The sequence below is a fragment of the Escherichia sp. WS547 genome (assembly GCF_046486065.1).
Lineage (GTDB): Bacteria > Pseudomonadota > Gammaproteobacteria > Enterobacterales > Enterobacteriaceae > Escherichia > Escherichia coli.
In genome coordinates, this window is sequence record NZ_JBJQMA010000001.1 from 183,495 (window position 1) to 210,478 (window position 26,984).

Below are 26,984 nucleotides of genomic sequence, written 5' to 3' on the forward strand. Positions count from 1 at the left end.
AAAACCGCCGAACATGTCGGCGGCTTTCTGACTTACAAACTGACAGCTTACATCAGCGGCATGGCTAACCGCACAATGCTAATCAGCGGTTGTGGCCATACACCCAGCACCAGTACCAACAGTGCAGAGATCAGCACCACGATACCACCCGCGCTGTACTGCCAGTTTGATGGTGCATCGCGACCCGGTTGTTCCGGGGCGTGCAGGTATAAGCTCACCGCCACGCGCAGGTAGTAGTAGAGGCCGATTGCCGAACCGACAACCACGGCACCCACCAGCCACCACAAGTGCGCCTGGACACCGACCGCCAGCACGTAGAACTTACCAATAAAGCCCAGCGTCATCGGGATACCGGCCAGAGACAGCATCATCACCGTCATCACCGCCGCGAGGATCGGACGATGCCAGAACAGTCCGCGGTAAGAGAACAGGGAATCAGCATCCGGGCCACGATACGGGCTGGACATCAGGCTGACCACGCCGAACGCGCCAAGGCTGCTGAACAGATAACCGGCCAGGTAAACCCCTACCGCTTCCATCGACATCTCGCCGGTTTGCAGCGCAATCAGCGCCACCAGCAGATAGCCGAGGTGAGAGATAGATGAGTAACCGAGCAGACGTTTGATATTGGTCTGGCTCAACGCCATCAGGTTACCGAAGATGATAGAGGCAAAGGCGATAATCGCCAGCACCACGCGAATCGCTTCGCTGTCACCCACCGGTGCGTAGAGGAACAGACGCATCACCACGCCGAAGATAGCGATTTTGCTCGCCGTCGCCAGGAAAGTGGAAACCGGCGCAGGCGCGCCCTGGTATACGTCTGGCGTCCACAGGTGGAACGGCACCAGAGAGAGTTTGAAGCCGAGGCCAACAATCATCAGTCCGAAACCTGCCAGCAACAGCGGCTCGTTGAGCATACCGTCGCCGAGGTTTTTACCCAGCGCGACAAACGACAGGTCGCCAGACTGCGCATACACCAGCGCCATACCAAACAGCAGGAAAGAAGACGCTGCGGCAGAGAGAATGGTGTATTTGATACTGGCTTCCAGCGAACGTTTCTGGCGGAAAGCGTAACCGACCAGGCCAAACAGCGGCAAAGAGATCAGTTCGATACCGAGGAACAGAGACGCCAGATGGTTGGCATTCGCCAGCAGGATCCCGCCCAGCGCGGCAATTAACACCAACAGGTAGAACTCATCCTTGTTGTCGTTATAGCCTTCAAGCCACGGGTAGGCGAAAGTACAGGTGGCGAGGCTCGCCAACAATACCAGCCCGGTGTAAAGCATGGCGAAACCATCAACGCGCATCAGCGGCGTAACGTCCATAGCGCCCGCCTGGCCGACAAACCAGAGCGAAACCAGCGCCGCGTTAAGCCCAATAACCGAGAGCGTAGCGTTGAGGAAATGATTGCGTCGCCACGCAATGGAGAGCATCACAACCACCACCGTCAAGCCGACGATCAGCAACGGTAGCAGTGCGATCAGGTTTTGTGGAGTTATTGTCATGGCGATTTACGGCCTTGTAGTAGTAACGGAATTAACAAACCACTGCTGGATATTGCCAATCGCGGAATGCGAGGTATCCAGAATCGGCTGCGGATAGAAGCCCAGCAGTACCAGCAGCACCACCAGCAACAGGATCATAAACAGCTCACGCAGCGACATCCCTGGCAGTTCCTGGCTGGCAATCTGGCTTTTCGCTTTACCGAAGTAAGCGCGATGCAACATCGCCAGCGAATAAACAGATGCAAAGACCAGCCCAAAGGTAGAGATAACGGTAATCACCGGGACAACCTGGAAGCTGCCGAACAGAATCATAAATTCGCCGACGAAGTTACCGGTGCCAGGCATCCCAAGCGTTGCCACCGCAAAGAACAGCGACAGTGCTGGCAGCCATTTCATCTTGCTCCACAGACCGCCCATCATGCGCATGTCGCGGGTATGGATACGTTCATAAAGCTGACCGCAGAGAATAAACAGACCCGCCGCCGACAAGCCGTGCGCAATCATCTGGATTACCGCGCCCTGGTAGGCCAACTGGCTGCCGGTATAGATAGCAATCAGCACGAAGCCCATGTGGGAAACCGAGGTGTAGGCGATCAGACGTTTGATATCGGTCTGGGCGAAGGCCATCCACGCACCGTAGAAGATGCCGATAACACCCAGCCACATAGCGATTGGCGCGAACTCTGCCGACGCGTTCGGGAACAGCGGTAGGGAGAAACGCAGCAGACCGTAAGCGGCGGTTTTCAGCAAGATCCCCGCGAGGTCAACGGAACCGGCGGTTGGAGCCTGTGAGTGCGCATCCGGCAGCCAGCCATGCAGCGGAACCACCGGCATTTTCACCGCAAATGCGATGAAGAAGCCCAGCATCAGCAAATATTCCACGCCGTTAGACATTGGCGTATTCAGCAGCTCTTCATAGTTGAAGGTCCAGACGCCGGTCGCATTGTAGTGAACAAAAACCAGCGCCAGGATGGCGATCAACATCACCAGACCACTCGCCTGGGTGTAAATGAAGAACTTGGTTGCCGCCGTGATACGCGTTTTACCGTCAGAGGCTTTATGCCCCCACAGTGCGATCAGGAAGTACATCGGCACCAGCATCATTTCCCAGAAGAAGAAGAACAGGAACATGTCGATGGCAAGGAACACGCCGATAACGCCGCCCAGGATCCACATCAGGTTGAGGTGGAAGAAGCCCTGGTATTTTTCGATCTCTTTCCACGAACAGAGTACCGCCAGCACACCGAGCAGACCGGTCAGCACGACCATCAGCAGCGATAGCCCGTCAATGGCGAGATGGATAGAGATACCAAAACGCGGGATCCACGGCATGTCGAATTCAGACTGCCACTGCGGAATTCCGGCGGATTGCGTCAGTGAATAACCGCCCTGCAACCACAGTTGCAGCGACAGCGCCAGCGTCAATCCCATGGTGATCAGCGCGATCCAGCGCGGCACCTTGACGCCAAAGCGTTCGGTCTGCCAGCACAGGAAGCCGCCGATAAAGGGGATTAGTATTAACCAGGGTAATAACATAGCTAAGTATGTCCCTTATATTTACTCCTGCTCAGGCTATCTCACTCGCCAGCCCGAATCCCGGCAGTGCTCGCAATCCTCACGTACTTAAGTACGCTCCGGTTGCTGTGCGCTGGCGGTATCCGGTCTGACTTCGCCGATGACGCCTGTACTTCAGGAACAGTTACCTAAAATTTATTCTTAGTTCACAGACCCGGCGCAACGCCGGGTATATTCACTCAGCCAACAACTCAACGCAGTACCATCAACAGTGCCAGCACCACGACCGCACCGATGCTCATGGATGCCACATACCAGCGCAGATAACCGTTCTCGCTTAACAGCAGACCTTTACCTGCAAAGCGGGAAAGGACAGCCGGGATGTTCATCATTGAGTTCAGCGGATCGCGTTTCAGCAACCAGGCAATACCCAGGAACGGCTTGACGAACACTTTGTCATACAGCCAGTCAAATCCCCAGGCGTTGTACCACCAGGTGCCCAGCAGACGGCCCGGCGCACTGTTGGCGATGGAGGTCACCAGAGTACGTTTACCCAGCCACAGCCAGGCTGCCAGCAGAATGCCGACCACCGCGACCACGCCAGAGGTAATTTCCAGGGTCAACATGCTGCCGTGCGCCAGCTCCGTCGTTTGCGGAAGCACGCCCTGCAGCGGCGGTACAATCAGTGCGCCAACGAAGGTGGAAAGGATCAGCAGCACAATCAGCGGCAGGCTGTGAGTTACCCCTTTCACGGCGTGAGCGTGAATTTGTTCTTTTCCGTGGAAGACGATGAAAATCATACGGAAGGTGTAGAGCGAGGTCATAAACGCACCGACCAGACCTGCCACCATCAGATTGATATGACCATTCGCCATCGCACCCGCGAGGATCTCATCCTTACTGAAGAAGCCCGCAGTGACCAGCGGCAGTGCCGACAGGGCTGCGCCGCCCACCAGGAAGCAGAGATAAACCAGCGGAATAGATTTACGCAGACCGCCCATCTTGAAGATGTTCTGTTCGTGATGGCAGGCCAGAATGACGGAACCGGATGCCAGGAACAGCAGCGCTTTAAAGAACGCGTGAGTCATCAAGTGGAAAATCGCCGCATCCCATGCCTGTACGCCAAGCGCGAGGAACATGTAGCCAATCTGGCTCATGGTAGAGTAAGCGAGAACACGTTTGATATCGGTCTGTACCAGCGCGGCAAAACCGGCCAGCAGCAGCGTAACCGCCCCAACAATGCCCACCAGATGCAGAACTTCCGGCGTCATCAGGAACAGGCCGTGGGTACGGGCGATCAGGTAGACACCCGCGGTTACCATGGTTGCGGCGTGGATCAGCGCGGAGACAGGCGTCGGGCCCGCCATCGCGTCGGCAAGCCATGTCTGCAACGGCAACTGCGCAGATTTACCGACCGCACCGCCCAGCAGCATCAGCGTCGCCCACATCAGCATGTTATTGCCGTCAGCAAAGTGCGCTGGTGCCAGTTCCACCATTTCGCGGAAGTTCAGGGTGCCCAGTTCGTTGTAAAGAATGAACAGCGCGAAAGCGAGGAACACGTCACCCACACGGGTCACGACGAATGCCTTCATTGCCGCTGCGCCATTCTTCGGATCGGTGTAATAGAAACCGATCAGCAGATAGGAGCACAGGCCCACCCCTTCCCAGCCGAGGTACATCAGCAGCAGGTTGTCGGCAAGCACCAGAACTACCATGCTGGCGATGAACAGGTTGGTGTAAGCGAAGAAGCGAGAGTAGCCCTCTTCACCGCGCATATACCAGGAGGCGTACATGTGAATAAGGAAACCCACACCAGTGACCACCGAGAGCATGGTCAGCGACAGGCCGTCCAGCACCAGGTTAAAACCGATGTTAAAGTCACCTACCGACATCCACGTCCACAGCGGCTGGCTATATGCCTGCTCGCCGTTAGCGAAGAAGTCAACGCCGATAAAAGCGGTTACCAGCGCCGCCAGGCCCACAGAGCCAACGCCCACGATCGCCGAGACGTTTTCAGACCAGCGCCCACGGGAGAACGCCAGCAGGACGAAGCCAATCAATGGCAAAATAATGGTTAAGGCAAGCATGTTCATCCGCGCATCTCACTTACTGAATCGATGTTCAGGTTCTGGCGACGACGGTGAAGTTGCAGCAGCAGTGCAAGGCCGATACTTGCTTCTGCCGCCGCGAGGCTGATGGCGAGAATGTACATCACCTGACCGTCGGTCTGGCCCCAGTAGCTTCCGGCGACCACAAAGGCCAGCGCAGAGGCGTTAATCATGATTTCCAGACCAATCAGCATAAACAGCAGATTGCGACGGATAACCAGACCGGTTAAGCCAAGAACGAATAAGATTGCCGCGAGGATCAGTCCATGTTGTAAGGGGATCATGCGTGCTCCTCCGTTTTTCTTTTCGCGCTGTCGTCTTTACGATTGCTCAGCACTTCACCCGCTCGCTCTTCACGACCAACGTGGAAGGCCACAACCAGACCCGCGAGCAGCAGCATAGAAGCCAGTTCCACCGCCAGTACGTAAGGCCCGAACAGCGTAATACCCACTGCTTTAGCACTGATTGGCGTACCGTCGATACCCTGATCGTTAACACCAAGAATGGCGTAAACAATCACCACCAGCATGATGGCCGACAAAATTGCCGGACCAATCCACACCTGCGGTTTCAGCCACTGGCGTTCCTGTTCAATTTCTGAACCGCCCAGGTTGAGCATCATCACCACGAACACGAACAGCACCATAATGGCACCCGCGTAGACAATAATTTCCAGCGCACCGGCAAAGTAAGCGCCTAGCGAGAAGAACACCCCGGAAATCGCCAGCAGCGAAATAATCAGGTACAGCAGTGCGTGTACCGGATTGGTATGGGTGATCACTCGCAAGGTCGCAAGTATGGCTATCAGGCCACAGATATAAAAAGCGAACTCCATTGCCCCTCTCCTTACGGTAACAGGCTCTTGACGTCGATAGGCTTGGCTTCGTTCTCTGCTTCGCCCTTATCTTTGCCGTCGATTGCCATACCTGCCATCCGGTAGAAGTTATATTCCGGGTATTTGCCCGGACCGGAGATCAGCAGATCCTCTTTCTCGTAAACCAGATCCTGGCGCTTGTATTCCCCCATTTCGAAATCCGGGGTTAACTGAATCGCCGTGGTCGGACAGGCTTCTTCGCACAGACCACAGAAAATGCAGCGTGAGAAGTTGATGCGGAAAAATTCCGGATACCAGCGACCGTCTTTGGTTTCTGCTTTTTGCAGCGAGATACAGCCGACCGGGCAGGCTACCGCGCAGAGGTTACAGGCTACGCAACGCTCTTCGCCGTCCGGGTCGCGGGTCAGAACGATACGACCACGATAACGGGGCGGCAGATAGACCGGCTCTTCCGGGTACATTCGCGTTTCGCGTTTGGCGAACGCATGCAGGCCGATCATCCAGATACTACGAACCTGGGTGCCGAAACCTACTAACAATTCTTTTAAGGTCATGGTCTTATTGCCCCTTATTGCGCCTGCCAGAGAATGACAGCCGCCGTTACCAGCAAGTTGATCAGCGTCAGCGGCAGGCAGATTTTCCAGCCGAAGGACATTACCTGGTCATAACGCGGACGCGGTAACGACGCACGAATCAAAATGAACATCATCATAAAGAACGCGGTTTTCAGCGCGAACCAGATGAATGGCGGTAACAACGGGCCTTGCCAGCCACCGAAGAACAGCGTCACCATCAGTGCAGAGATGGTCACAATCCCGATGTACTCACCCACGAAGAACAGACCGAACTTCATACCGGAATATTCAATGTGGTAACCATCCGCCAGTTCCTGCTCGGCTTCCGGCTGGTCAAACGGGTGACGGTGACACACCGCCACGCCCGCGATGGCAAAGGTAATAAAACCAAAGAATTGCGGGATGACGTTCCACACATGCGCCTGGCTGTTAACGATGTCGGTCATGTTGAATGAACCGGCCTGCGCCACCACGCCCATCAGGGAAAGCCCGAGGAACACTTCGTAGCTCAGAGTCTGCGCAGAAGCACGCATCGCACCCAGCAGCGAGTATTTGTTGTTACTTGACCAGCCCGCAAACAGCACCGCGTAGACCGCCAGACCGGCCATCATCAGGAAGAACAAAATCCCGATGTTCAGGTCGGCAACCACCCAACCTGGGCTGACTGGCACAATCGCAAAGGCCAGCAGCAGCGAGGTAAAGGCAATCATCGGTGCCAGGGTAAAGATGACGCGATCCGAGAATTTCGGGATCCAGTCTTCTTTAAAGAACATCTTGATCATGTCCGCGACCAGCTGGAGCGAACCGCCCCAGCCAACACGGTTAGGTCCGTAACGGTTCTGGAACAGACCCAGCAGGCGACGTTCGCCAAAGCTCATGAATGCCCCACAGGTGACAACCACCAGCAGGATCACCACCGCTTTGAGGATGGTCAGCAGGATCTCAATCAGTTCCGGTGATATCCAACTCATTGTTGTGCCTCCTTGAGATCCTCAAGATGCGCGCCCGCCAGCACCGGAGCAATGCCGGACATACCCATCGGCAAGCCCACCTGCCCTGCCGTCAGCCCTTCGGCGATTTCAACCGGCAGCGTGACCGTGTTGCCATCGTAACTAAAGGAGACGCGTGTACCCGCGTTCACACCCAACTTCGCGGCATCCGCTGGGTTGAGTTTGATGTACGGCTGCGGCATACGGCTCTGGAAGACCGGAGCACGCTGTGACAATTCATCGCTGCCAAACAGGTGGTAATACGGCGCGATACGCCATTTCCCGTCCTGCGGCTGGAAGCGTGCCGGTACGCTGGTGAAGTAATCCAGACCGTTTTCGCTGGTTTCAAACAGACGCACGCCCGGATCGCCAAAGCGCAGTTTGCCGCCCACTTCGTCCTGGAATTTGTTCCACGCCTGCGGGGAGTTCCAGCCCGGTGCCCAGGCAAACGGCACTTGCGAACGGTGCGCGGTCGGCTGGTTGTTACCTTCCATCGAGAAGGTGAACATGGTGTCAATATCCTGCGGCTGACGCGGCTCATGAACGCTGATGTTGGCGCGCATGGCGGTACGACCGCTGTAACGGTGTGGTTCACGGGCCAGTTTCTGTCCACGGATACGGAATGTCGCATCCGGCGCAGCATCTTTGATACCTGCCAGCTCCGGGATTTTCGCCACAACAGCGTCAATCACATGGTCGAGCTGCGTCCAGTCCACTTCACGGCTCAGCAGGGTGCTGTGCAGCGAGTGTAACCAGCGCCAGCTTTCCAGCATGACAGTTTTGCTGTCGTAATAGGCCGGATCGTAAACCTGGAAGAAACGTTGGGCGCGGCCTTCGTTGTTGATCACCGTACCGTCGCTTTCAGCAAAGCTGGCAGCAGAAAGCACCAGATGGGCGTTTTCCATAATCGCCGTGCGTTGATGGTCAACCACCATCACCAGCGGCGCTTTCGCCAGCGCAGCATTCACGCGGGTAGCGGAAGCGTGACGATGCAGATCGTTTTCCAGCACCACCACCGCGTCGGCGCGTCCGGTTTCCAGTTCGGTTAACGCTTCTTCAAGTGATCCACCGCCCATAATGCCCAGCCCCATACTGTTTACAGAGCGAGCAATCATGGTGATACCGACGTCAGCGCCGCGACCTTTCAGGGCTTTCGCCACGTTAGCCGCAGCCTGAATCACTTCAGCGCTACCAGCGTTCGTCCCGGAGATAATCAACGGTTTCTTCGCACCCGCCAGAGCCTGCACGATGACGTCGATTTTGCTTTGCAGCTCAGGTTCGATTCCGTCAACCGCTGGCGCGGAGTTATCCAGCGCATGGGCGATGGCAAAACCTAAACGCGCCTGATCTTCAACCGGTGCGCGGTAAGTCCACGCCGCGATATCATCCAGACGGGTATCATCAACGTTGGTAACAAACAGCGGATGCTTCGCACGTTGACCGATGTTGAGGATTGCCGCAATCTGCCAGTCAGCCACTTTCTGTGCTGCCGCCATTTCGCGCGCTTTACCTTTCACCGCCTGACGCACTGCCAGCGCGACGCGCGCACCGGTCTGGGTAACGTCTTCGCCCAGCACCAGTACCGCATCGTAAGATTCGATTTCGCGCAGTGCCGGCGTATAAATGCCGCCTTCACGCAGCACTTTCAGCGCCAGTTGCAGACGTTCCTGCTCACCGTGAGCGATACCGGTGTAGAAGTTTTCTTCGCCCACCAGCTCACGCAGCGCAAAGTTGCTTTCCACGCTGGCACGCGGAGAACCGATGCCGATCACTTTCTTCGACTGACGCAGAATATCTGCTGCGCCCTGCATTGCCTGTTCGGCATTGAGGGTAATGAAATCATCGCCACGACGCTGTACTGGCTGACGCGGACGATCTTTCAGGTTGACGTAACCGTAACCGAAACGACCACGGTCGCAGAGGAAGTAGTGGTTTACTGTACCGTTGTAACGGTTTTCGATTCGACGCAGTTCGCCATAACGCTCGCCGGGGCTGATGTTACAGCCGATGGAACATTGCTGGCAGATGCTCGGCGCAAACTGCATATCCCATTTACGGTTGTAACGCTCGGAGTGCGTTTTGTCGGTAAATACGCCGGTCGGGCAAATTTCGACCAGGTTACCGGAAAATTCGCTTTCCAGCGTGCCGTCTTCCGGGCGACCGAAGTAGACGTTGTCGTGTGCACCGTAAACGCCCAGGTCCGTGCCGTCAGCGTAATCTTTGTAGTAACGCACGCAGCGGTAGCAGGCGATGCAGCGGTTCATTTCGTGAGAGATGAATGGCCCCAAATCCTGATTACGGTGGGTACGTTTGGTGAAACGGTAGCGACGGAAGCTGTGTCCGGTCATCACGGTCATATCCTGAAGATGGCAGTTACCGCCTTCTTCACATACCGGACAATCGTGCGGGTGGTTGGTCATTAACCACTCGACCACACTTTCACGGAACTGTTTCGCTTCTTCATCGTCAATGGAAATAAAGGTGCCATCGGAAGCCGGTGTCATACAGGACATCACCAGGCGACCACGCGTGTCTTCCGCGTTTTGGTATTGCTTCACCGCACACTGGCGGCAAGCACCGACGCTTCCCAGCGCCGGATGCCAGCAAAAGTAAGGAATATCAAGGCCCAGAGACAGACAAGCTTCCAGCAGGTTGTCCGCTCCGTTGACCTCGTATTCTTTGCCGTCTACATGAATTGTAGCCATTAGCATGCTTCCAGTTTTCTCAGTCAGAGACTGAGCGTTAATCGAAATTCGGTTACCAGCGCTCTTTCAGCAGGTTCGGCTGAATCCCATTAATCAAATGGGTATTGCTGAACGGCTGTTTGATTCCCGCCTCAAATTCTTCGCGGAAATATTTGATGGCGCTCTGTAACGGCTCCACTGCACCAGGTGCGTGGGCACAGAAAGTTTTACCCGGGCCTAAGAATCGACACAGTTGCTCAAGTGTTTCGATATCGCCCGGCTGACCTTCGCCACGCTCCAGCGCGCGCAGAATTTTCACGCTCCACGGCAGACCGTCGCGGCACGGCGTACACCAGCCACAGGACTCACGGGCGAAAAACTCTTCCAGGTTACGCACCAGCGACACCATGTTGATCTCATGGTCAACCGCCATCGCCAGCGCCGTACCCAGACGGCTTCCCGCTTTACCGATACTTTCGAATTCCATCGGCAGGTCAAGGTGCGCTTCAGTCAGGAAGTCAGTACCCGCACCGCCTGGCTGCCAGGCTTTGAATTTCAGACCGTCACGCATACCACCGGCGTAATCTTCGAGGATCTCGCGAGCGGTGGTGCCGAACGGCAGTTCCCACAGGCCCGGATTTTTCACCCGACCGGAGAAGCCCATCAGCTTGGTGCCAGCATCTTTACTTTTCGAGATGTTCTGATACCACTCCACGCCGTTAGCAAGGATCGCCGGAACGTTACACAGGGTTTCGACGTTATTGACACAGGTCGGTTTGCCCCATACGCCGGAGGTTGCCGGGAAGGGGGGTTTCGAGCGTGGGTTAGCACGACGCCCTTCCAGGGAGTTGATTAACGCTGTTTCTTCCCCGCAGATGTAGCGCCCTGCACCGGTATGGACGAACAGTTCGAAGTCGAAACCTGTTCCCATAATGTTTTTGCCAAGCAAGCCCGCTTCAGTCGCTTCGGCAATGGCGCGGCGCAGATTCACTGCCGCTTCAATATATTCGCCACGCAGGAAGATGTAGCCACGGTAAGCTTTCAGCGCAAACGCGGAGATAAGCATACCTTCCACCAGCAGGTGCGGCAGTTGCTCCATCAACAGGCGGTCTTTATAGGTGCCCGGTTCCATTTCATCGGCGTTACACAGCAGGTAACGGATGTTCATGGATTCGTCTTTCGGCATCAGGCTCCACTTCAGGCCAGTCGAAAAGCCCGCGCCGCCGCGCCCTTTCAGACCAGCGTCTTTTACCTGATTAACGATTTCGTCCGGAGACAGCCCGGTCAGCGCCTTACGCGCCCCTTCGTAACCGTTTTTGCTGCGGTATTCGTCCAGCCACACTGGCTGTTTGTCATCGCGCAGACGCCAGGTCAGCGGATGCGTTTCGGGAGTACGGATAATGTTTTTCATTTATACCGCTCCAGCAGTTCAGGGATCGCTTCCGGGGTCAGATGCGCGTGAGTGTCCTCATCGATCATCATGTTTGGCCCTTTATCACAGTTCCCCAGGCAGCAAGTTGGCAGCAGCGTAAAGCGACCGTCAAATGTCGTTTGCCCTGGTTTGATGTTCAGCTTTTTCTCGAGCGCCGCCTGAATACCCTGATAACCGTTGATATGACAGACCACGCTGTCGCAATAACGGATCACATGGCGACCAACCGGCTGGCGGAAGATCTGGCTGTAGAACGTTGCCACGCCTTCTACGTCGCTCGCCGGAATACCCAGCACATCGGCGATCGCGTGGATCGCGCCATCCGGCACCCAGCCACGCTGCTTCTGAACGATTTTCAGCGCTTCAATGGACGCCGCACGCGGGTCTTCGTAGTGGTGCATCTCGTGCTCAATCGCTTCACGCTCTGCCGCACTCAGCTCAAAAGCCTCAGTTTGTGGTTGTTGATTCTCGTGCATAATTAGCGGTCCACATCTGACATAACAAAATCGATACTGCCCAGATAAACAATCAGGTCAGACACCAGGCTGCCGCGGATCGCCGCCGGAATTTGCTGCAAATGCGCATAACTCGGCGTACGGATACGGGTGCGATAACTCATGGTGCTACCGTCGCTGGTCAGGTAGTAACTGTTGATCCCCTTGGTCGCCTCAATCATCTGGAAAGATTCATTGGCTGGCATCACCGGACCCCACGACACTTGCAGGAAGTGGGTGATCAGGGTTTCGATATGTTGCAACGTGCGCTCTTTCGGCGGCGGCGTGGTCAGCGGGTGATCCGCTTTGAACGGGCCTTCCGGCATGTTGTTGAGGCACTGCTCAAGAATGCGCAGACTCTGGCGCAGCTCTTCCACTTTCAGCATTACGCGGGTGTAGCAATCAGAAACACCACCACCAACCGGGATTTCAAAGTCGAAGTTTTCATAGCCAGAATACGGACGCGCCTTACGCACGTCGAAGTCGATCCCGGTGGCGCGCAGGCCCGCGCCAGTGGTGCCCCACTCCAGCGCCTCTTTCGCGCCATAGGCGGCAACGCCCTGGGAACGACCTTTCAGAATAGTGTTTTGCAGCGCCGCTTTCTCGTAAGACGCCAGACGTTTCGGCATCCAGTCGAGGAACTCACGCAGCAGGCGATCCCAGCCACGCGGCAGGTCGTGCGCTACGCCGCCAATACGGAACCACGCCGGGTGCATACGGAAACCAGTGATTGCTTCCACCAGATCGTAAATTTTCTGACGATCGGTAAAGGCGAAGAACACTGGCGTCATTGCGCCGACGTCCTGAATAAAGGTCGAGATGTACAGCAGGTGGCTGTTGATGCGGAACAGCTCAGAAAGCATTACGCGAATGACGTTAACGCGATCCGGCACGGTGATCCCGGCCAGTTTCTCTACCGCCAGCACGTAAGGCATTTCGTTAACGCAGCCACCGAGGTATTCGATACGGTCGGTATACGGAATGTAGCTATGCCAGGACTGGCGCTCGCCCATTTTCTCCGCACCACGGTGGTGGTAGCCGATATCTGGTACGCAGTCGACAATCTCTTCGCCATCGAGCTGCAAAACGATACGGAAAGCACCGTGCGCCGACGGGTGGTTCGGACCGAGGTTGAGGAACATGAAGTCCTCGTTTTCGGTGCCGCGCTTCATCCCCCACTCTTCCGGTTTGAAGGTCAGGGCTTCCATCTCCAGATCCTGTTTGGCTTTGGTCAGCTCAAACGGCGAGAATTCGGTAGCGCGCGCCGGGTAATCTTTACGCAGCGGGTGACCTTTCCAGGTTTGCGGCATCATGATGCGGCGCAGGTTCGGGTGACCGTCGAAAGTAATGCCAAACAGATCCCAGGTCTCACGCTCATACCAGTTAGCGTTCGGGAACAGTTTGGTGAAGGTCGGTACGTGCAGGTCGTTTTCTGCTAGCGCCACCTTCAACATGATGTCGCGGTTACGATCGATAGAAATCAGATGGTAGAAAACGGAAAAATCCGCGGCAGGTAACCCTTCGCGGTGTGTGCGCAGACGTTCGTCCATGCCGTGTAAGTCAAACAGCATGACGTAAGGTTTCGGCAGTTTCTTTAAGAAATCGCCAACTTCCAGTAATTGTTCACGCTTGATCCACACAACGGGAACCCCGGTGCGAGTCGCCTGAACAGTAAAGGCATCCGGCCCAAAACGGTTGCGCAGTTCGCCAATCACCGGATCATCAAGATGATCGCGGGTCTGCCAGGCGGGTTCTTGCGCGGTTAAGTCGGTCATATTGTTCACCATTGCAAATGGTCCGTGGTGACTGTCGGCGCAGTAAGCTTCGCGAAATAGATTTAGGAATAAGCGAAGAAAAATTCCTTTGCCGACAGGCGCAAATTAAATCTCGTCAGGTGTACGCAGGTTGGTTACGGCAATGCGTTCACCGCGCTTGCGTTCGCGCTCTGATTGCATATTGGCGCGATAAACGCCCTGATCGCCAACCACCCAGGAGAGCGGACGACGTTCTTTACCGATAGATTCCTGCAACAGCATCAGTGCCTGCATGTACGCTTCAGGACGCGGAGGGCAGCCCGGGATATACACATCAACCGGGATGAATTTATCGACGCCCTGCACAACGGAATAAATATCGTACATACCGCCAGAGTTGGCACAGGCACCCATTGAGATAACCCATTTTGGCTCCAGCATCTGGTCATACAGACGCTGAATAACCGGTGCCATTTTGGTAAAGCAGGTTCCTGCCACCACCATCAGGTCAGCCTGACGCGGCGAAGCACGCAATACTTCTGCGCCAAAACGCGCCACGTCATGCACCGCGGTAAACGAAGTCACCATCTCAACGTAACAGCAGGAAAGACCGAAGTTATACGGCCAAATTGAGTTTTTACGACCCCAGTTAACCATGTCATTGAGCTTGCCCATAAACACGTTTTTGTTAACTTCTTGCTCCAGAGGGTCGGTTACGATCTCCTGCTTTTGCAGGGGGTAACGGTCGTTCTCACCGTTGGGATCTATGCGGGTGAGCGTATAATCCATCTTAATGCCTCGCGGTTAGCGTTGACGATTAGCGATACTGTTCGTTTCCGGGTTCATACGCTCGCGGCGTGAACGCGCGGGCGTCCAGTCCAGCGCGCCAATACGCACCAGATAAACCAGACCTGCCAGTAACACAAAAATAAAAATTGCAGCTTCCACAAAGCCTACCCAGCCGCTTTCGCGGATAGAGGTTGACCATGCGAACAGATACAGCGCTTCAACGTCGAAGATAACGAAGAACATGGCCACCAGATAAAACTTGGCGGACAGGCGTAAGCGGGCGGAGCCGACCGAGTCGATACCGGATTCAAACGGCACGTTTTTCGACCTCGCGCGTGCGCGACCGCCTAAAAACCAACCGCCTACCAGCATCAGGCAACACAGGCCAATGGCAACGATAAGAAAGATAGCGAATGCCCAGTGATGAGCGATGACTTCAGTGGATGTTGACATACTCATTGCTTACTCATCAAAAGTAGCGCCAGATTCACTGCTCTTCACGGCAGATGGACGCCACATCGATTCATGGGGAGGAATAAAAAAAAACCTTACAATCACTGTAGAAATTCTTTTATACAGCTAATTGATGTGGTCTTTTACTCCTTTCTATAACCTTTTGTCAACTTTAACAAAAGTTTCTTCACATTAGTTTACATAATATCAACACCATTAGCATTTAATGCCCTTTCACCCCAGATCCTTGACGACTCCAGGATAATTAGATGTTGTTGAATCGTGTCCGTTGTGAAGCAATGGAAAAAATACGGGCCTATTTTGACAGGAATTTGTGTCGATTCCTCCCCCCAAAAGAGAGTATTTTCTTGATCTGTGACACGCTTTTGTCATTCCATAACAAAAACGCAGCAACAAATTTACGTATTTTTTAACATCATTGTAGCAGGTGATTTTTTTCAGGCGATTATTTGTGCGTTCGGGACTTGAATCTCTGGTGATTGAAAAATGAACAGTTTTGTACGTTCTGCACGATACGAGGAAGGCTTTTTACTAAAAAAAAGCCGCTGGGGTTTAAAACACCCCCAGCGGCTCGTTTTTACACTATTGTCTCAGAAATTATCTATGGTCCGTCGATTACTCGATATCCCTTTCAATCAACAATGAGTCATCGCCTTCCGGAGCAGACATTGGGCTGTATTGCCACGGATTATGGTAGCTCTCCATCGCCTGATAGATCACCTGAGCCAGCTCATTATTACTGGACGGGTCATAGCACAGCAAATATTCGGTATCGGGTAGCGGCGGTAAGCCATCTACTCCACTCAGCACACGCAGGTCTGGACTCATCATCTCGACCGGCCTTGCCGTCACGCCAAGACCGGCTTTTACTGCCGCACGAACTGCCGGAAGCGTCGAGGCGACATAAGCCAGTCGCCATGGAATATCTGCTTTATTAAGCGTCGCCAGCACCATATCGCGAAACGGGCTAGGATCATCCAGCAGTACAAGAGGGATCGGCTCGCCTTTTTGCAATACGTATTCCGCTGCGCAGTACCAGTGTGTTGGCGAGGTACGCAGGTTCAATGCCTTAAACGTTGAAGGACGATGGGTGGTTACCATCAAATCCACTTCCTGGGATTCCAGCATTTCTGCCATATAGGCATTACGTTTAACGCGGACATCCAGCGCTAGTTTCGGATAAACCGAACTCACGCGATTTAACAGGAAAGGTAAGATCGTATCGGCAGATTCATCTGAAGCACCGATAGTTAACACGCCCTGAAGATTACTGAACATTAATGATGAGCAGGCCTCATCATTAAAACGCAGAATTTTTCTGGCGTAACCAAGAAGTTGAATGCCATGTTCAGTTAACAGTTTGTTGCGACCGTGACGAGCGAACAGTTCTTTCCCAACAAGTTGTTCCAGACGCTGCATTTGCTGACTTACGGCGGACTGAGTACGACACACAGCGGCAGCTGCGGCAGCAAAAGTGTTCAGATCGGCAACAGCAACAAATGTTCTCAGCAGATCGAGGTCGAGGTTAATTATCGGACGATTTGCACTTATCATATATTATCACTTACTGGCGGCTCATACTGAGCTGGTTAATGCTGTGCACACACAAACAAGCAATTCCATTTGTAATGTGCCTCCCTGGCAGTTTCATCCGGAACCCGGACGAAAGTAAAAATGCATATGAGTTGCACTAAAAAAGCGACTCACATTGTTCCGTTATAATGCCTGAAGTAGATCACAGAATATATCTTCAGGAATCGCATATCTATTAAGTTACTCACTCTTTTGTATTTATGACATGCGCGTGTTTGTATAAATGTAAATGTGAGTCCTTGTTCCACTCTCGTGCAGCATCGCTGGTCATACGCGAACACGTACAAACAGCAATGGTGAGGCGGCATCAAGAGCAGGGATCCGTCATTTATGCGAGCATTTTACCCCAAAAACCTTTTATTTATAAGGGTCATTGCGAATTATCTGATGCAAAGTTATGTTATGTTAGGCAAAGTAATCTTCTATTATTAATAAGCACAACAAAACCTTTTTGAATATTAAATAATAATTAATTAGCATCATCCTCATACATTAATCCCGCTTAACAATAGTTTCACACCTTGCACCCATTACGACACCTCGGAAATCATCACGCTGTTAAACTCTCCGTAATGCGGAAATATCATCATCACGATTCATTAGTGAATTCTTAAACGAGGCATTTTCAAACAATTATCTTACAGATAAAAAAACCACACTCACAATTAAGATTCAGAACAATTCACTACATAACATTAATTACTAAGCATATACACCTCATTATTTTGCCATTATTAAGTTATTAACAGCACAATCGAGTCTTCCCCTCTGGCAAAATCTTATTCTGCAGACCTTCAAAACGCCGTCCTGGGGGAGTACATTGTTCTAAGCTGACTTCCACGGCAGGGAGTGGCGATAACAGCAAAAAAGGTCAAGATTCATGTCCCCCATTGAAAAATCCAGCAAATTAGAGAATGTCTGTTACGACATCCGTGGTCCGGTGCTGAAAGAAGCAAAACGCCTGGAAGAAGAAGGTAACAAGGTACTGAAACTGAACATCGGCAACCCTGCCCCGTTCGGTTTTGACGCGCCAGATGAAATCCTCGTTGACGTGATTCGCAACCTGCCTACCGCTCAAGGGTATTGCGATTCCAAAGGGCTTTACTCCGCGCGTAAAGCCATCATGCAGCACTACCAGGCTCGTGGCATGCGTGATGTTACCGTGGAAGATATTTACATCGGCAATGGTGTATCGGAGCTTATCGTTCAGGCAATGCAGGCATTGCTGAACAGCGGCGACGAAATGTTGGTTCCTGCACCTGATTACCCACTATGGACCGCGGCGGTTTCGCTCTCCAGCGGTAAAGCGGTGCATTATCTTTGCGATGAATCCTCTGACTGGTTCCCGGACCTTGATGATATTCGCGCTAAAATTACGCCTCGTACGCGTGGGATCGTTATTATCAACCCAAATAACCCAACTGGCGCGGTATATTCCAAAGAGCTTTTAATGGAGATAGTGGAGATTGCACGTCAGCATAATCTCATTATCTTCGCCGATGAAATTTATGACAAAATTCTCTACGACGACGCTGAGCATCACTCAATTGCGCCGCTGGCACCTGATCTGCTGACTATTACCTTTAACGGACTGTCGAAAACGTACCGCGTTGCTGGCTTCCGTCAGGGGTGGATGGTGTTGAACGGGCCGAAAAAACACGCCAAAGGTTACATCGAAGGTCTGGAAATGCTGGCCTCAATGCGCCTGTGTGCTAACGTTCCTGCGCAACACGCCATTCAGACTGCACTAGGCGGTTATCAGAGCATCAGTGAATTTATTACTCCCGGCGGGCGTCTTTATGAGCAGCGTAACCGCGCGTGGGAATTGATCAACGATATTCCGGGCGTTTCCTGCGTGAAACCGCGCGGTGCGCTGTACATGTTCCCGAAAATCGACGCCAAACGCTTTAATATTCACGACGATCAGAAAATGGTGCTGGATTTCCTGTTGCAGGAAAAAGTTCTGTTGGTGCAAGGGACGGCATTCAACTGGCCGTGGCCGGATCACTTCCGCATTGTCACGCTACCGCGTGTCGATGATATCGAGCTGTCTTTGAGCAAGTTCGCGCGTTTCCTTTCTAGTTATCATCAGCTGTAATCTTAATTTCACTGCCGGAGATTGCATCCGGCAGTGTTATCCCGCCACAATGACCTGATGATGTCATCATACGTAAGGTCACTATGAAACAGAGCCATTTTTTTGCCCATCTCTCCCGCCTGAAACTCATTAACCGCTGGCCGCTGATGCGTAACGTGCGGACTGAAAATGTGTCCGAACACAGTTTGCAGGTAGCGATGGTCGCCCATGCGCTGGCAGCTATCAAAAATCGGAAATTTGGCGGTAATGTCAACGCCGAACGTATCGCTTTACTGGCGATGTACCACGATGCCTCAGAAGTGCTCACCGGCGATCTCCCTACTCCGGTGAAATACTTCAATTCGCAAATCGCTCAGGAGTACAAGGCGATTGAAAAAATCGCTCAGCAAAAACTGGTCGATATGGTTCCGGAAGAGCTGCGGGATATCTTTGCGCCGTTAATTGACGAGCATGCATATAGCGATGAAGAAAAATCGCTGGTGAAACAGGCAGATGCACTGTGTGCATATCTGAAATGTCTGGAAGAACTCGCGGCGGGAAATAATGAATTCTTGCTGGCAAAAACGCGACTGGAAGCGACGCTTGAAGCGCGCCGCAGCCAGGAGATGGACTACTTCATGGAAGTCTTTGTTCCCAGCTTCCATCTTTCGCTCGATGAGATTAGCCAGGATTCACCGCTGTAAGCGGCCGGAGTCTGCGTCGCATCAGGCAATAAGCGCCGGATGCGACATCAGGCTCTTGTCAAAACGGAAACAGCATCGGGATCATCACCACACAAACCGCCATCACGATAATGGTGAACGGTACCCCCAACTTCACAAAGTCACTGAAGCTGTAATTTCCCGGACCTAAAACCAGTGTGTTAACAGGTGAAGAAACCGGCGTCATAAAGGCGGCGGATGCTGCCATCGCCACGACCATCGCAAATGGATAAGGCGACACACCCATCGTTTTGGCAGCAGCCAGCGCAATCGGAGCCATCAACACCGCCGTTGCGGTATTAGAGATAAATAGCCCAATAACCGCCGACAAGACAAACAAACAACCCAGCATCATATGTGGCCCATAACCGCCGCCAATGTCCATCAGCCCTTTCACCGCCAGCGCGACACCTCCCGTTTTCTGTAATGCCACAGCAAATGGCATCATCCCAACGATCAAAATAATGCTCGGCCAGTGAATGGATTTATAGGCGCTTTCAGCATCGATACAGCGGAATTTCCCCATCAGCAGGCAGGCGATGATAGCGGCAACAGGATTAGGGATTTCATCGGTCAGCATTAACGCCACCATCAACACCAGGCAAAAAATGGCATGAGGTGCCTGACTGTGTGCTGGCGATGCTTCACTCACTTCTTCTGGTAAGTTCAGCGCCACAAAGTCACGCCCCTGTTTTGCCAGCATACCGATCAGTTTCCAGTTACCCACAACCAGGATGATATCGCCCAGCAGCAGAGGCTCATCCGCCAGCGAACCTTCCATCGCCTCGCCATTGCGCTTTAGCCCCACCACATTCAGTCCGTAGCGGGTACGAAAACCAATTTCGCGCACCGATTTACCAATAAGTTCAGACTCAGGAATTAATGAAATCTCTGCCATGCCCACATCAAGTGCCTGGTCAGAAAAATACTCGCCGCGTAGTACCATCGGCTCCAGCAACTGCTCACTACAAAATTGCCGGAGATCGACATCAGCCGCAGACATATCAATAAGCAAAACGTCACGCGCGCGAAATTCAGAAACCCCATTAACGTTCACGATAACGCGACGAAAACGCCGCCAGCGTTCAACACCGATGACGTTAGCGCCATAACGCTCACGTAATTTGAGATCGTCCAGCCGTTGACCAATCATTGGCGATCCGGGGCGAATAGCCAGACGTCGCGCACGCCCGGTCAGTCGATATTCACGGATAAGATCGCGAAAGGTTCGACGCGTCCAGCCTTCGCGCTGCGGGGTCTGGGTATCCCCTTTCAGCATGAAACGCATCACTAACATATACAAAATACCCAGCACCAGCACGACCAGGCCAATAGGTGTTACGCTAAAGAAACTGAAGCCGTGATAGCCTTCACGCAGCAATTCACTGTTGACTACCAGGTTCGGCGGCGTCGCCACCAGCGTCATCATGCCGCTTATCAGCCCGGCAAAACTTAACGGCATCATCAGACGCGACGGCGACGTTTGCATACGCATGGCAACGCTTAACACCACGGGAATAAAGATAGCGACAACGCCGGTTGAACTCATAAACGCGCCAAGCCCCGCGACGGTCAGCATCAACAAAACCAACATTTTGATTTCACTGTTGCCCGCCACTTTGACCAGCCATGTCCCCATTACAGTGGCAACACCAGTACGGACCAAACCATCGCCAATAATAAACAAGGCGGCAATCAGGACAACGTTAGGATCGGAAAAGCCGGAAAATACTTCGGGGACCGTCAGCGTTCCGCTTAATGCAAACGCGACAATAACAAACAAAGCGACCGCATCCATACGCACTCTGCCCGTCGCAAACAAGACGATGGCAACGGCCAGTAATGAAAGAACCCAAATCAATTCACCGTTCACAACTTATCCTTGTTAATTGAGGGGGATGACTTGATTCTGCCATAAAAAAGCCCCGACGAGACGGGGCTAAATCATGATCAGGTGTTTCACTGAATAATAACATCACCATTTGGCTGTTTGGTCACAGTAATTTGCTCCAGACTGTGGAGGACCAAATCGACCTCATTCAGGCGCGGGGTATCTGCCGGAGCGTTAACCGCAATGACATGACAACCCGCCGCCAGGCCAGAAAGCACGCCAGCGGGAGCATCTTCCACCACCACACACTCCTGCGGCGCAAGCCCCAGCAGCTGCGCGCCTAACAGATACGCATCAGGTTCTGGTTTTCCGCGCTTCACTCGCTCAGCGGTTACAAACACCTCTGGTGCGGGAAGCCCAGCTACTTTATGGCGCGCTCGCGCTACCGGCATGGAGCCAGAAGTCACAATGGCCCACGGAATACCTGCTTTATTCAAATGATTGAGTAAGGCGATTGCCCCCGGAAGCGCGGTAATACCCTCGGTTTCCGTGGCCTCGATTTGCTCCAGACGCGTAAACTCGGCGGCAATATCAGCCTCGGATTTGCCCGCCATAAAATGGCGCAGAGAGGTGATCGCCTGTTTACCGTGAATGAAAGCCAGCACCTCTTCCGGCGCTAACCCATGACGTCTGGCCCAGTTGCTCCACGCCCGCTCTACCGCAGGCAGGGAATCCACCAGCGTTCCATCAAGATCAAACAGAAAACCTTTGCACCGCACGCGGACCTCCTCAGGCGTTGATAATTTGATTAATTTCGTTGGCGCTCAAATGGTACTGACGCGGGCAGGCATGCCACACATTAAGCATGCGCTGATATTTTTCCCACATTGGCGTCTGGGCGTTAAAACCGTGAGTTCCGGCGTCAAAATGGGTATAGCGCCCTTCCACATTAACCATAAAGCGGACATAACCGAGGTAACGTGCTTCAGTGGCGGCGTCAAAGCCGAGGAAGGTAACACGACGTTCATCGATGGATTGCTGGTCCTGCAAATTAGACCAGGAAACATGCAACGCATGATACATCTCCATAATGTCGATGATAGTGCGGCAGGTTTCTTCTTTCAGCTCGCCAAACTCGCGATCCAGTTCACGCATCTGTAATCCATAACCACGCTCAATGATTGTTTTCAGGCGACGGTAACGTTCAGCATTTGCCGGATCGAGCATAGTCATCATCTTGTACTGGTTAGACAAAATAAGACGTTGCGCGTTGGTCATTTCCATTGTTGACTCCTGTATCACTCTACTACGGTGAAAAAAAAGAAGGCTGAGTATGCCTTCTTTTATATGCGTAATCAGGGGTCAATTACAAATCATCAAGGAAAGTTTTATCCAGTTGTTTGAAGGCGCGCTTAAGCGTGTCAGCTAATGCCTGGTAATCAGGCTTGCCTTCAACGGGTGCCAACACCTGTCCAGACTCCTGCAATTTACCGCGAACTTCATAAAACCAGTTGAGGATAGCAGGGGGTAATGGCGTTACAGAACGCTTGCCCAGCCACCACAATCCCTGCATGGGTAAACTTAAGGCGAACAGCGCAGTGGCAACTGCCGGCCCAAGCTGACCGCCCAGGGCAATCTGCCAGCAGAGAGTAAATACGGCGATCGGCGGCATAAAACGGATCGCATAACGCGTCATCTTGATAACGCGATTTTCGACAAAGACCGGGGCAAGGCGTTTTTCCAGCGGCCACGTCTTTGAGTAATGCTGTCCCCGGCGAAACAAGCTAAAAAAATTAACAGAACGATTATCCGGCGTTGACATGCTTCACCTCAACTTCACATATAAAGATTCAAAAATTTGTGCAAATTCACAACTCAGCGGGACAACGTTCAAAACATTTTGTCTTCCATACCCACTATCAGGTATCCTTTAGCAGCCTGAAGGCCTAAGTAGTACATATTCATTGAGTCGTCAAATTCATATACATTATGCCATTGGCTGAAAATTACGCAAAATGGCATAGACTCAAGATATTTCTTCCATCATGCAAAAAAAATTTGCAGTGCATGATGTTAATCATAAATGTCGGTGTCATCATGCGCTACGCTCTATGGCTCCCTGACGTTTTTTTAGCCACGTATCAATTATAGGTACTTCCATGTCGAGTAAGTTAGTACTGGTTCTGAACTGCGGTAGTTCTTCACTGAAATTTGCCATCATCGATGCAGTAAATGGTGAAGAGTACCTTTCTGGTTTAGCCGAATGTTTCCACCTGCCCGAAGCACGTATCAAATGGAAAATGGACGGCAATAAACAGGAAGCGGCTTTAGGTGCAGGCGCCGCTCACAGCGAAGCGCTCAACTTTATCGTTAATACTATTCTGGCACAAAAACCAGAACTGTCTGCGCAGCTGACTGCTATCGGTCACCGTATCGTACACGGCGGCGAAAAGTATACCAGCTCCGTAGTGATCGATGAGTCTGTTATTCAGGGTATCAAAGATGCAGCTTCTTTTGCACCGCTGCACAACCCGGCTCACCTGATCGGTATCGAAGAAGCTCTGAAATCTTTCCCACAGCTGAAAGACAAAAACGTTGCTGTATTTGACACCGCGTTCCACCAGACTATGCCGGAAGAGTCTTACCTCTACGCCCTGCCGTACAACCTGTACAAAGAGCACGGCATCCGTCGTTACGGCGCGCACGGCACCAGCCACTTCTATGTAACCCAGGAAGCGGCAAAAATGCTGAACAAACCGGTAGAAGAACTGAACATCATCACCTGCCACCTGGGCAACGGTGGTTCCGTTTCTGCTATCCGCAACGGTAAATGCGTTGACACCTCTATGGGCCTGACCCCGCTGGAAGGTCTGGTCATGGGTACCCGTTCTGGTGATATCGATCCGGCGATCATCTTCCACCTGCACGACACCCTGGGCATGAGCGTTGACGCAATCAACAAACTGCTGACCAAAGAGTCTGGCCTGCTGGGTCTGACCGAAGTGACCAGCGACTGCCGCTATGTTGAAGACAACTACGCGACGAAAGAAGACGCGAAGCGCGCAATGGACGTTTACTGCCACCGCCTGGCGAAATACATCGGTGCCTACACTGCGCTGATGGATGGTCGTCTGGACGCTGTTGTATTCACCGGTGGTATCGGTGAAAATGCCGCGATGGTTCGTGAGCTGTCTCTGGGCAAACTGGGCGTGCTGGGCTTTGAAGTTGATCATGAACGCAACCTGGCTGCACGTTTCGGCAAATCTGGTTTCATCAACAAAGAAGGTACCCGTCCTGCGGTGGTTATCCCAACCAACGAAGAACTGGTTATCGCGCAAGACGCGAGCCGCCTGACTGCCTGATTTCACACCGCCAGCTAAGCTGGCGGTGCTGTTTTGTAACCCGCCAAATCGGCGGTAACGAAAGAGGATAAACCGTGTCCCGTATTATTATGCTGATCCCTACCGGAACCAGCGTCGGTCTGACCAGCGTCAGCCTTGGCGTGATCCGTGCAATGGAACGCAAAGGCGTTCGTCTGAGCGTTTTCAAACCTATCGCTCAGCCGCGTACCGGTGGCGATGCGCCCGATCAGACTACCACTATCGTGCGTGCGAACTCTTCCACCACGACGGCCGCTGAACCGCTGAAAATGAGCTACGTTGAAGGTCTGCTTTCCAGCAATCAGAAAGATGTGCTGATGGAAGAGATCGTCGCAAACTACCACGCTAACACCAAAGACGCTGAAGTCGTTCTGGTTGAAGGTCTGGTCCCGACACGTAAGCACCAGTTTGCCCAGTCTCTGAACTACGAAATCGCTAAAACGCTGAATGCGGAAATCGTCTTCGTTATGTCTCAGGGCACTGACACCCCGGAACAGCTGAAAGAGCGTATCGAACTGACCCGCAACAGCTTCGGCGGTGCCAAAAACACCAACATCACCGGCGTTATCGTTAACAAACTGAACGCACCGGTTGATGAACAGGGTCGTACTCGCCCGGATCTGTCCGAGATTTTCGACGACTCTTCCAAAGCTAAAGTAAACAATGTTGATCCGGCGAAGCTGCAAGAATCCAGCCCGCTGCCGGTTCTCGGCGCTGTGCCGTGGAGCTTTGACCTGATCGCGACTCGTGCGATCGATATGGCTCGCCACCTGAATGCGACCATCATCAACGAAGGCGACATCAATACTCGCCGCGTTAAATCCGTCACTTTCTGCGCACGCAGCATTCCACACATGCTGGAGCACTTCCGTGCCGGTTCTCTGCTGGTGACTTCCGCAGACCGTCCTGACGTGCTGGTTGCCGCGTGCCTGGCTGCCATGAACGGCGTAGAAATCGGTGCCCTGCTGCTGACTGGCGGCTACGAAATGGACGCGCGCATTTCTAAACTGTGCGAACGTGCTTTCGCTACCGGCCTGCCGGTATTTATGGTGAACACCAACACCTGGCAGACTTCTCTGAGCCTGCAGAGCTTCAACCTGGAAGTTCCGGTTGACGATCACGAGCGTATCGAGAAAGTTCAGGAATACGTTGCTAACTACATCAACGCTGACTGGATCGATTCTCTGACTGCCACTTCTGAGCGCAGCCGTCGTCTGTCTCCGCCAGCGTTCCGTTATCAGCTGACTGAACTTGCGCGCAAAGCGGGCAAACGTATCGTTCTGCCGGAAGGTGACGAACCGCGTACCGTTAAGGCAGCCGCTATCTGTGCTGAACGTGGTATCGCAACTTGCGTACTGCTGGGTAATCCGGCAGAGATCAACCGTGTTGCAGCGTCTCAGGGTGTAGAACTGGGTGCAGGCATTGAAATCGTTGATCCAGAAGTGGTTCGCGAAAGCTATGTTGGTCGTCTGGTCGAACTGCGTAAGAACAAAGGCATGACCGAAACCGTTGCCCGCGAACAGCTGGAAGATAACGTAGTTCTCGGTACGCTGATGCTGGAACAGGATGAAGTTGATGGTCTGGTTTCCGGTGCTGTTCACACTACCGCAAACACCATCCGTCCGCCGCTGCAGCTGATCAAAACTGCACCGGGCAGCTCCCTGGTATCTTCCGTGTTCTTCATGCTGCTGCCGGAACAGGTTTACGTTTACGGTGACTGTGCGATCAACCCGGATCCGACTGCAGAACAGCTGGCAGAAATCGCGATTCAGTCCGCTGATTCCGCTGCGGCCTTCGGTATCGAACCGCGCGTTGCTATGCTCTCCTACTCCACCGGGACTTCTGGTGCTGGTAGCGACGTAGAAAAAGTTCGCGAAGCAACTCGTCTGGCGCAGGAAAAACGTCCTGACCTGATGATCGACGGTCCGCTGCAGTACGACGCTGCGGTAATGGCTGACGTTGCGAAATCCAAAGCGCCGAACTCTCCGGTTGCAGGTCGCGCTACCGTGTTCATCTTCCCGGATCTGAACACCGGTAACACCACCTACAAAGCAGTACAGCGTTCTGCCGATCTGATCTCCATCGGGCCGATGCTGCAGGGTATGCGCAAGCCGGTTAACGACCTGTCCCGTGGCGCACTGGTTGACGATATCGTCTACACCATCGCGCTGACTGCGATTCAGTCTGCACAGCAGCAGTAATCTCGTCATCATCCGCAGCTTTGCGC

Annotated in this window: 22 protein-coding genes; 4 read left to right on the forward strand and 18 right to left on the reverse strand. The window is 53.1% G+C overall.

The annotated features are described in order from the left end of the window. Window positions 1-47: 47 nt before the first annotated feature. From nuoN to lrhA, 14 genes are all read right to left on the reverse strand, one after another. Complete coding sequence (gene nuoN / locus ACJHWK_RS00795) at window positions 48-1,505, reverse strand: NADH-quinone oxidoreductase subunit NuoN (protein WP_000156701.1); 1,458 nt, start codon at window positions 1,503-1,505, stop codon at window positions 48-50. 6 nt (window positions 1,506-1,511) lie between these two features. Beyond that, entirely contained in the window at window positions 1,512-3,041 is a 1,530-nt protein-coding gene (nuoM, locus tag ACJHWK_RS00800) for an NADH-quinone oxidoreductase subunit M (protein ID WP_000926437.1), read from the reverse strand. A 230-nt stretch (window positions 3,042-3,271) separates the two neighbouring features. Beyond that, a complete protein-coding gene (gene nuoL / locus ACJHWK_RS00805) occupies window positions 3,272-5,113 on the reverse strand; it encodes an NADH-quinone oxidoreductase subunit L (protein ID WP_001056618.1) in 1,842 nt (613 codons plus the stop codon). Continuing rightward, window positions 5,110-5,412: an NADH-quinone oxidoreductase subunit NuoK gene (gene nuoK, locus ACJHWK_RS00810; protein ID WP_000612644.1), complete on the reverse strand. Its 303-nt coding sequence runs from the start codon at window positions 5,410-5,412 to the stop codon at window positions 5,110-5,112. Before nuoK ends, nuoL begins: the two co-directional genes overlap by 4 nt. Next, on the reverse strand, window positions 5,409-5,963 hold the full coding sequence (gene nuoJ / locus ACJHWK_RS00815) for an NADH-quinone oxidoreductase subunit J (protein ID WP_000393511.1): 555 nt from the start codon (window positions 5,961-5,963) through the stop codon (window positions 5,409-5,411). The genes nuoK and nuoJ overlap by 4 nt, the downstream gene beginning before the upstream one ends. An 11-nt stretch (window positions 5,964-5,974) precedes the next feature. Beyond that, window positions 5,975-6,517 carry an NADH-quinone oxidoreductase subunit NuoI gene (gene nuoI / locus ACJHWK_RS00820; RefSeq protein WP_000172749.1) on the reverse strand — a complete coding sequence of 181 codons (543 nt, stop codon included), beginning with the start codon at window positions 6,515-6,517 and terminating at the stop codon, window positions 5,975-5,977. Window positions 6,518-6,531: 14 nt separating this feature from the next. Continuing rightward, entirely contained in the window at window positions 6,532-7,509 is a 978-nt protein-coding gene (nuoH, locus tag ACJHWK_RS00825) for an NADH-quinone oxidoreductase subunit NuoH (RefSeq protein WP_000118507.1), read from the reverse strand. Next, window positions 7,506-10,232, reverse strand: coding sequence for an NADH-quinone oxidoreductase subunit NuoG (gene nuoG, locus ACJHWK_RS00830; protein ID WP_001296257.1), 2,727 nt, complete (start codon window positions 10,230-10,232; stop codon window positions 7,506-7,508). Before nuoG ends, nuoH begins: the two co-directional genes overlap by 4 nt. Before the next feature lie 52 nt (window positions 10,233-10,284). Then, entirely contained in the window at window positions 10,285-11,622 is a 1,338-nt protein-coding gene (nuoF, locus tag ACJHWK_RS00835) for an NADH-quinone oxidoreductase subunit NuoF (RefSeq protein WP_000789502.1), read from the reverse strand. Next, window positions 11,619-12,119: an NADH-quinone oxidoreductase subunit NuoE gene (gene nuoE, locus ACJHWK_RS00840; RefSeq protein ID WP_000545042.1), complete on the reverse strand. Its 501-nt coding sequence runs from the start codon at window positions 12,117-12,119 to the stop codon at window positions 11,619-11,621. The genes nuoF and nuoE overlap by 4 nt, the downstream gene beginning before the upstream one ends. A 2-nt stretch (window positions 12,120-12,121) precedes the next feature. Beyond that, on the reverse strand, window positions 12,122-13,924 hold the full coding sequence (nuoC, locus tag ACJHWK_RS00845; protein WP_000247878.1) for an NADH-quinone oxidoreductase subunit C/D: 1,803 nt from the start codon (window positions 13,922-13,924) through the stop codon (window positions 12,122-12,124). Between the two features lie 93 nt (window positions 13,925-14,017). After that, on the reverse strand, window positions 14,018-14,680 hold the full coding sequence (gene nuoB, locus ACJHWK_RS00850; protein WP_000386733.1) for an NADH-quinone oxidoreductase subunit NuoB: 663 nt from the start codon (window positions 14,678-14,680) through the stop codon (window positions 14,018-14,020). Between the two features lie 15 nt (window positions 14,681-14,695). Further along, the gene (gene nuoA / locus ACJHWK_RS00855; RefSeq protein ID WP_000062997.1) at window positions 14,696-15,139 is read right to left on the reverse strand and encodes an NADH-quinone oxidoreductase subunit NuoA; all 444 of its coding nucleotides are present in this window, start codon (window positions 15,137-15,139) and stop codon (window positions 14,696-14,698) included. Window positions 15,140-15,769: 630 nt separating this feature from the next. Then, a complete protein-coding gene (lrhA, locus tag ACJHWK_RS00860; protein WP_000622290.1) occupies window positions 15,770-16,708 on the reverse strand; it encodes a transcriptional regulator LrhA in 939 nt (312 codons plus the stop codon). Between the two features lie 919 nt (window positions 16,709-17,627). Here lrhA and alaA point away from each other — a divergent pair. Together alaA and yfbR are read left to right on the forward strand one after the other, a co-directional pair. Then, entirely contained in the window at window positions 17,628-18,845 is a 1,218-nt protein-coding gene (gene alaA, locus ACJHWK_RS00865; protein WP_001520923.1) for an alanine transaminase AlaA, read from the forward strand. An 83-nt stretch (window positions 18,846-18,928) separates the two neighbouring features. Continuing rightward, window positions 18,929-19,528, forward strand: a complete 600-nt coding sequence (gene yfbR / locus ACJHWK_RS00870) for a 5'-deoxynucleotidase (protein ID WP_000813860.1) — start codon at window positions 18,929-18,931, stop codon at window positions 19,526-19,528. 58 nt (window positions 19,529-19,586) lie between these two features. Here the strand turns inward: yfbR and ACJHWK_RS00875 are convergent, their stop codons facing one another. From ACJHWK_RS00875 to yfbV, 4 genes are all read right to left on the reverse strand, one after another. Then, complete coding sequence (locus ACJHWK_RS00875) at window positions 19,587-21,419, reverse strand: SLC13 family permease (protein WP_001012889.1); 1,833 nt, start codon at window positions 21,417-21,419, stop codon at window positions 19,587-19,589. 86 nt (window positions 21,420-21,505) lie between these two features. After that, window positions 21,506-22,156 carry a hexitol phosphatase HxpA gene (hxpA, locus tag ACJHWK_RS00880; RefSeq protein ID WP_001203403.1) on the reverse strand — a complete coding sequence of 217 codons (651 nt, stop codon included), beginning with the start codon at window positions 22,154-22,156 and terminating at the stop codon, window positions 21,506-21,508. Window positions 22,157-22,166: 10 nt separating this feature from the next. Beyond that, entirely contained in the window at window positions 22,167-22,661 is a 495-nt protein-coding gene (locus ACJHWK_RS00885) for a YfbU family protein (protein ID WP_001520926.1), read from the reverse strand. 82 nt (window positions 22,662-22,743) lie between these two features. After that, window positions 22,744-23,199, reverse strand: a complete 456-nt coding sequence (gene yfbV, locus ACJHWK_RS00890; RefSeq protein ID WP_000106627.1) for a terminus macrodomain insulation protein YfbV — start codon at window positions 23,197-23,199, stop codon at window positions 22,744-22,746. A gap of 337 nt (window positions 23,200-23,536) precedes the next feature. Here yfbV and ackA point away from each other — a divergent pair, with 337 nt between their 5' ends. Next, window positions 23,537-24,739 carry an acetate kinase gene (gene ackA / locus ACJHWK_RS00895; RefSeq protein ID WP_000095707.1) on the forward strand — a complete coding sequence of 401 codons (1,203 nt, stop codon included), beginning with the start codon at window positions 23,537-23,539 and terminating at the stop codon, window positions 24,737-24,739. 74 nt (window positions 24,740-24,813) lie between these two features. Continuing rightward, window positions 24,814-26,958, forward strand: coding sequence for a phosphate acetyltransferase (gene pta / locus ACJHWK_RS00900; RefSeq protein WP_000086716.1), 2,145 nt, complete (start codon window positions 24,814-24,816; stop codon window positions 26,956-26,958). The last annotated feature ends 26 nt before the right edge of the window (window positions 26,959-26,984 follow it).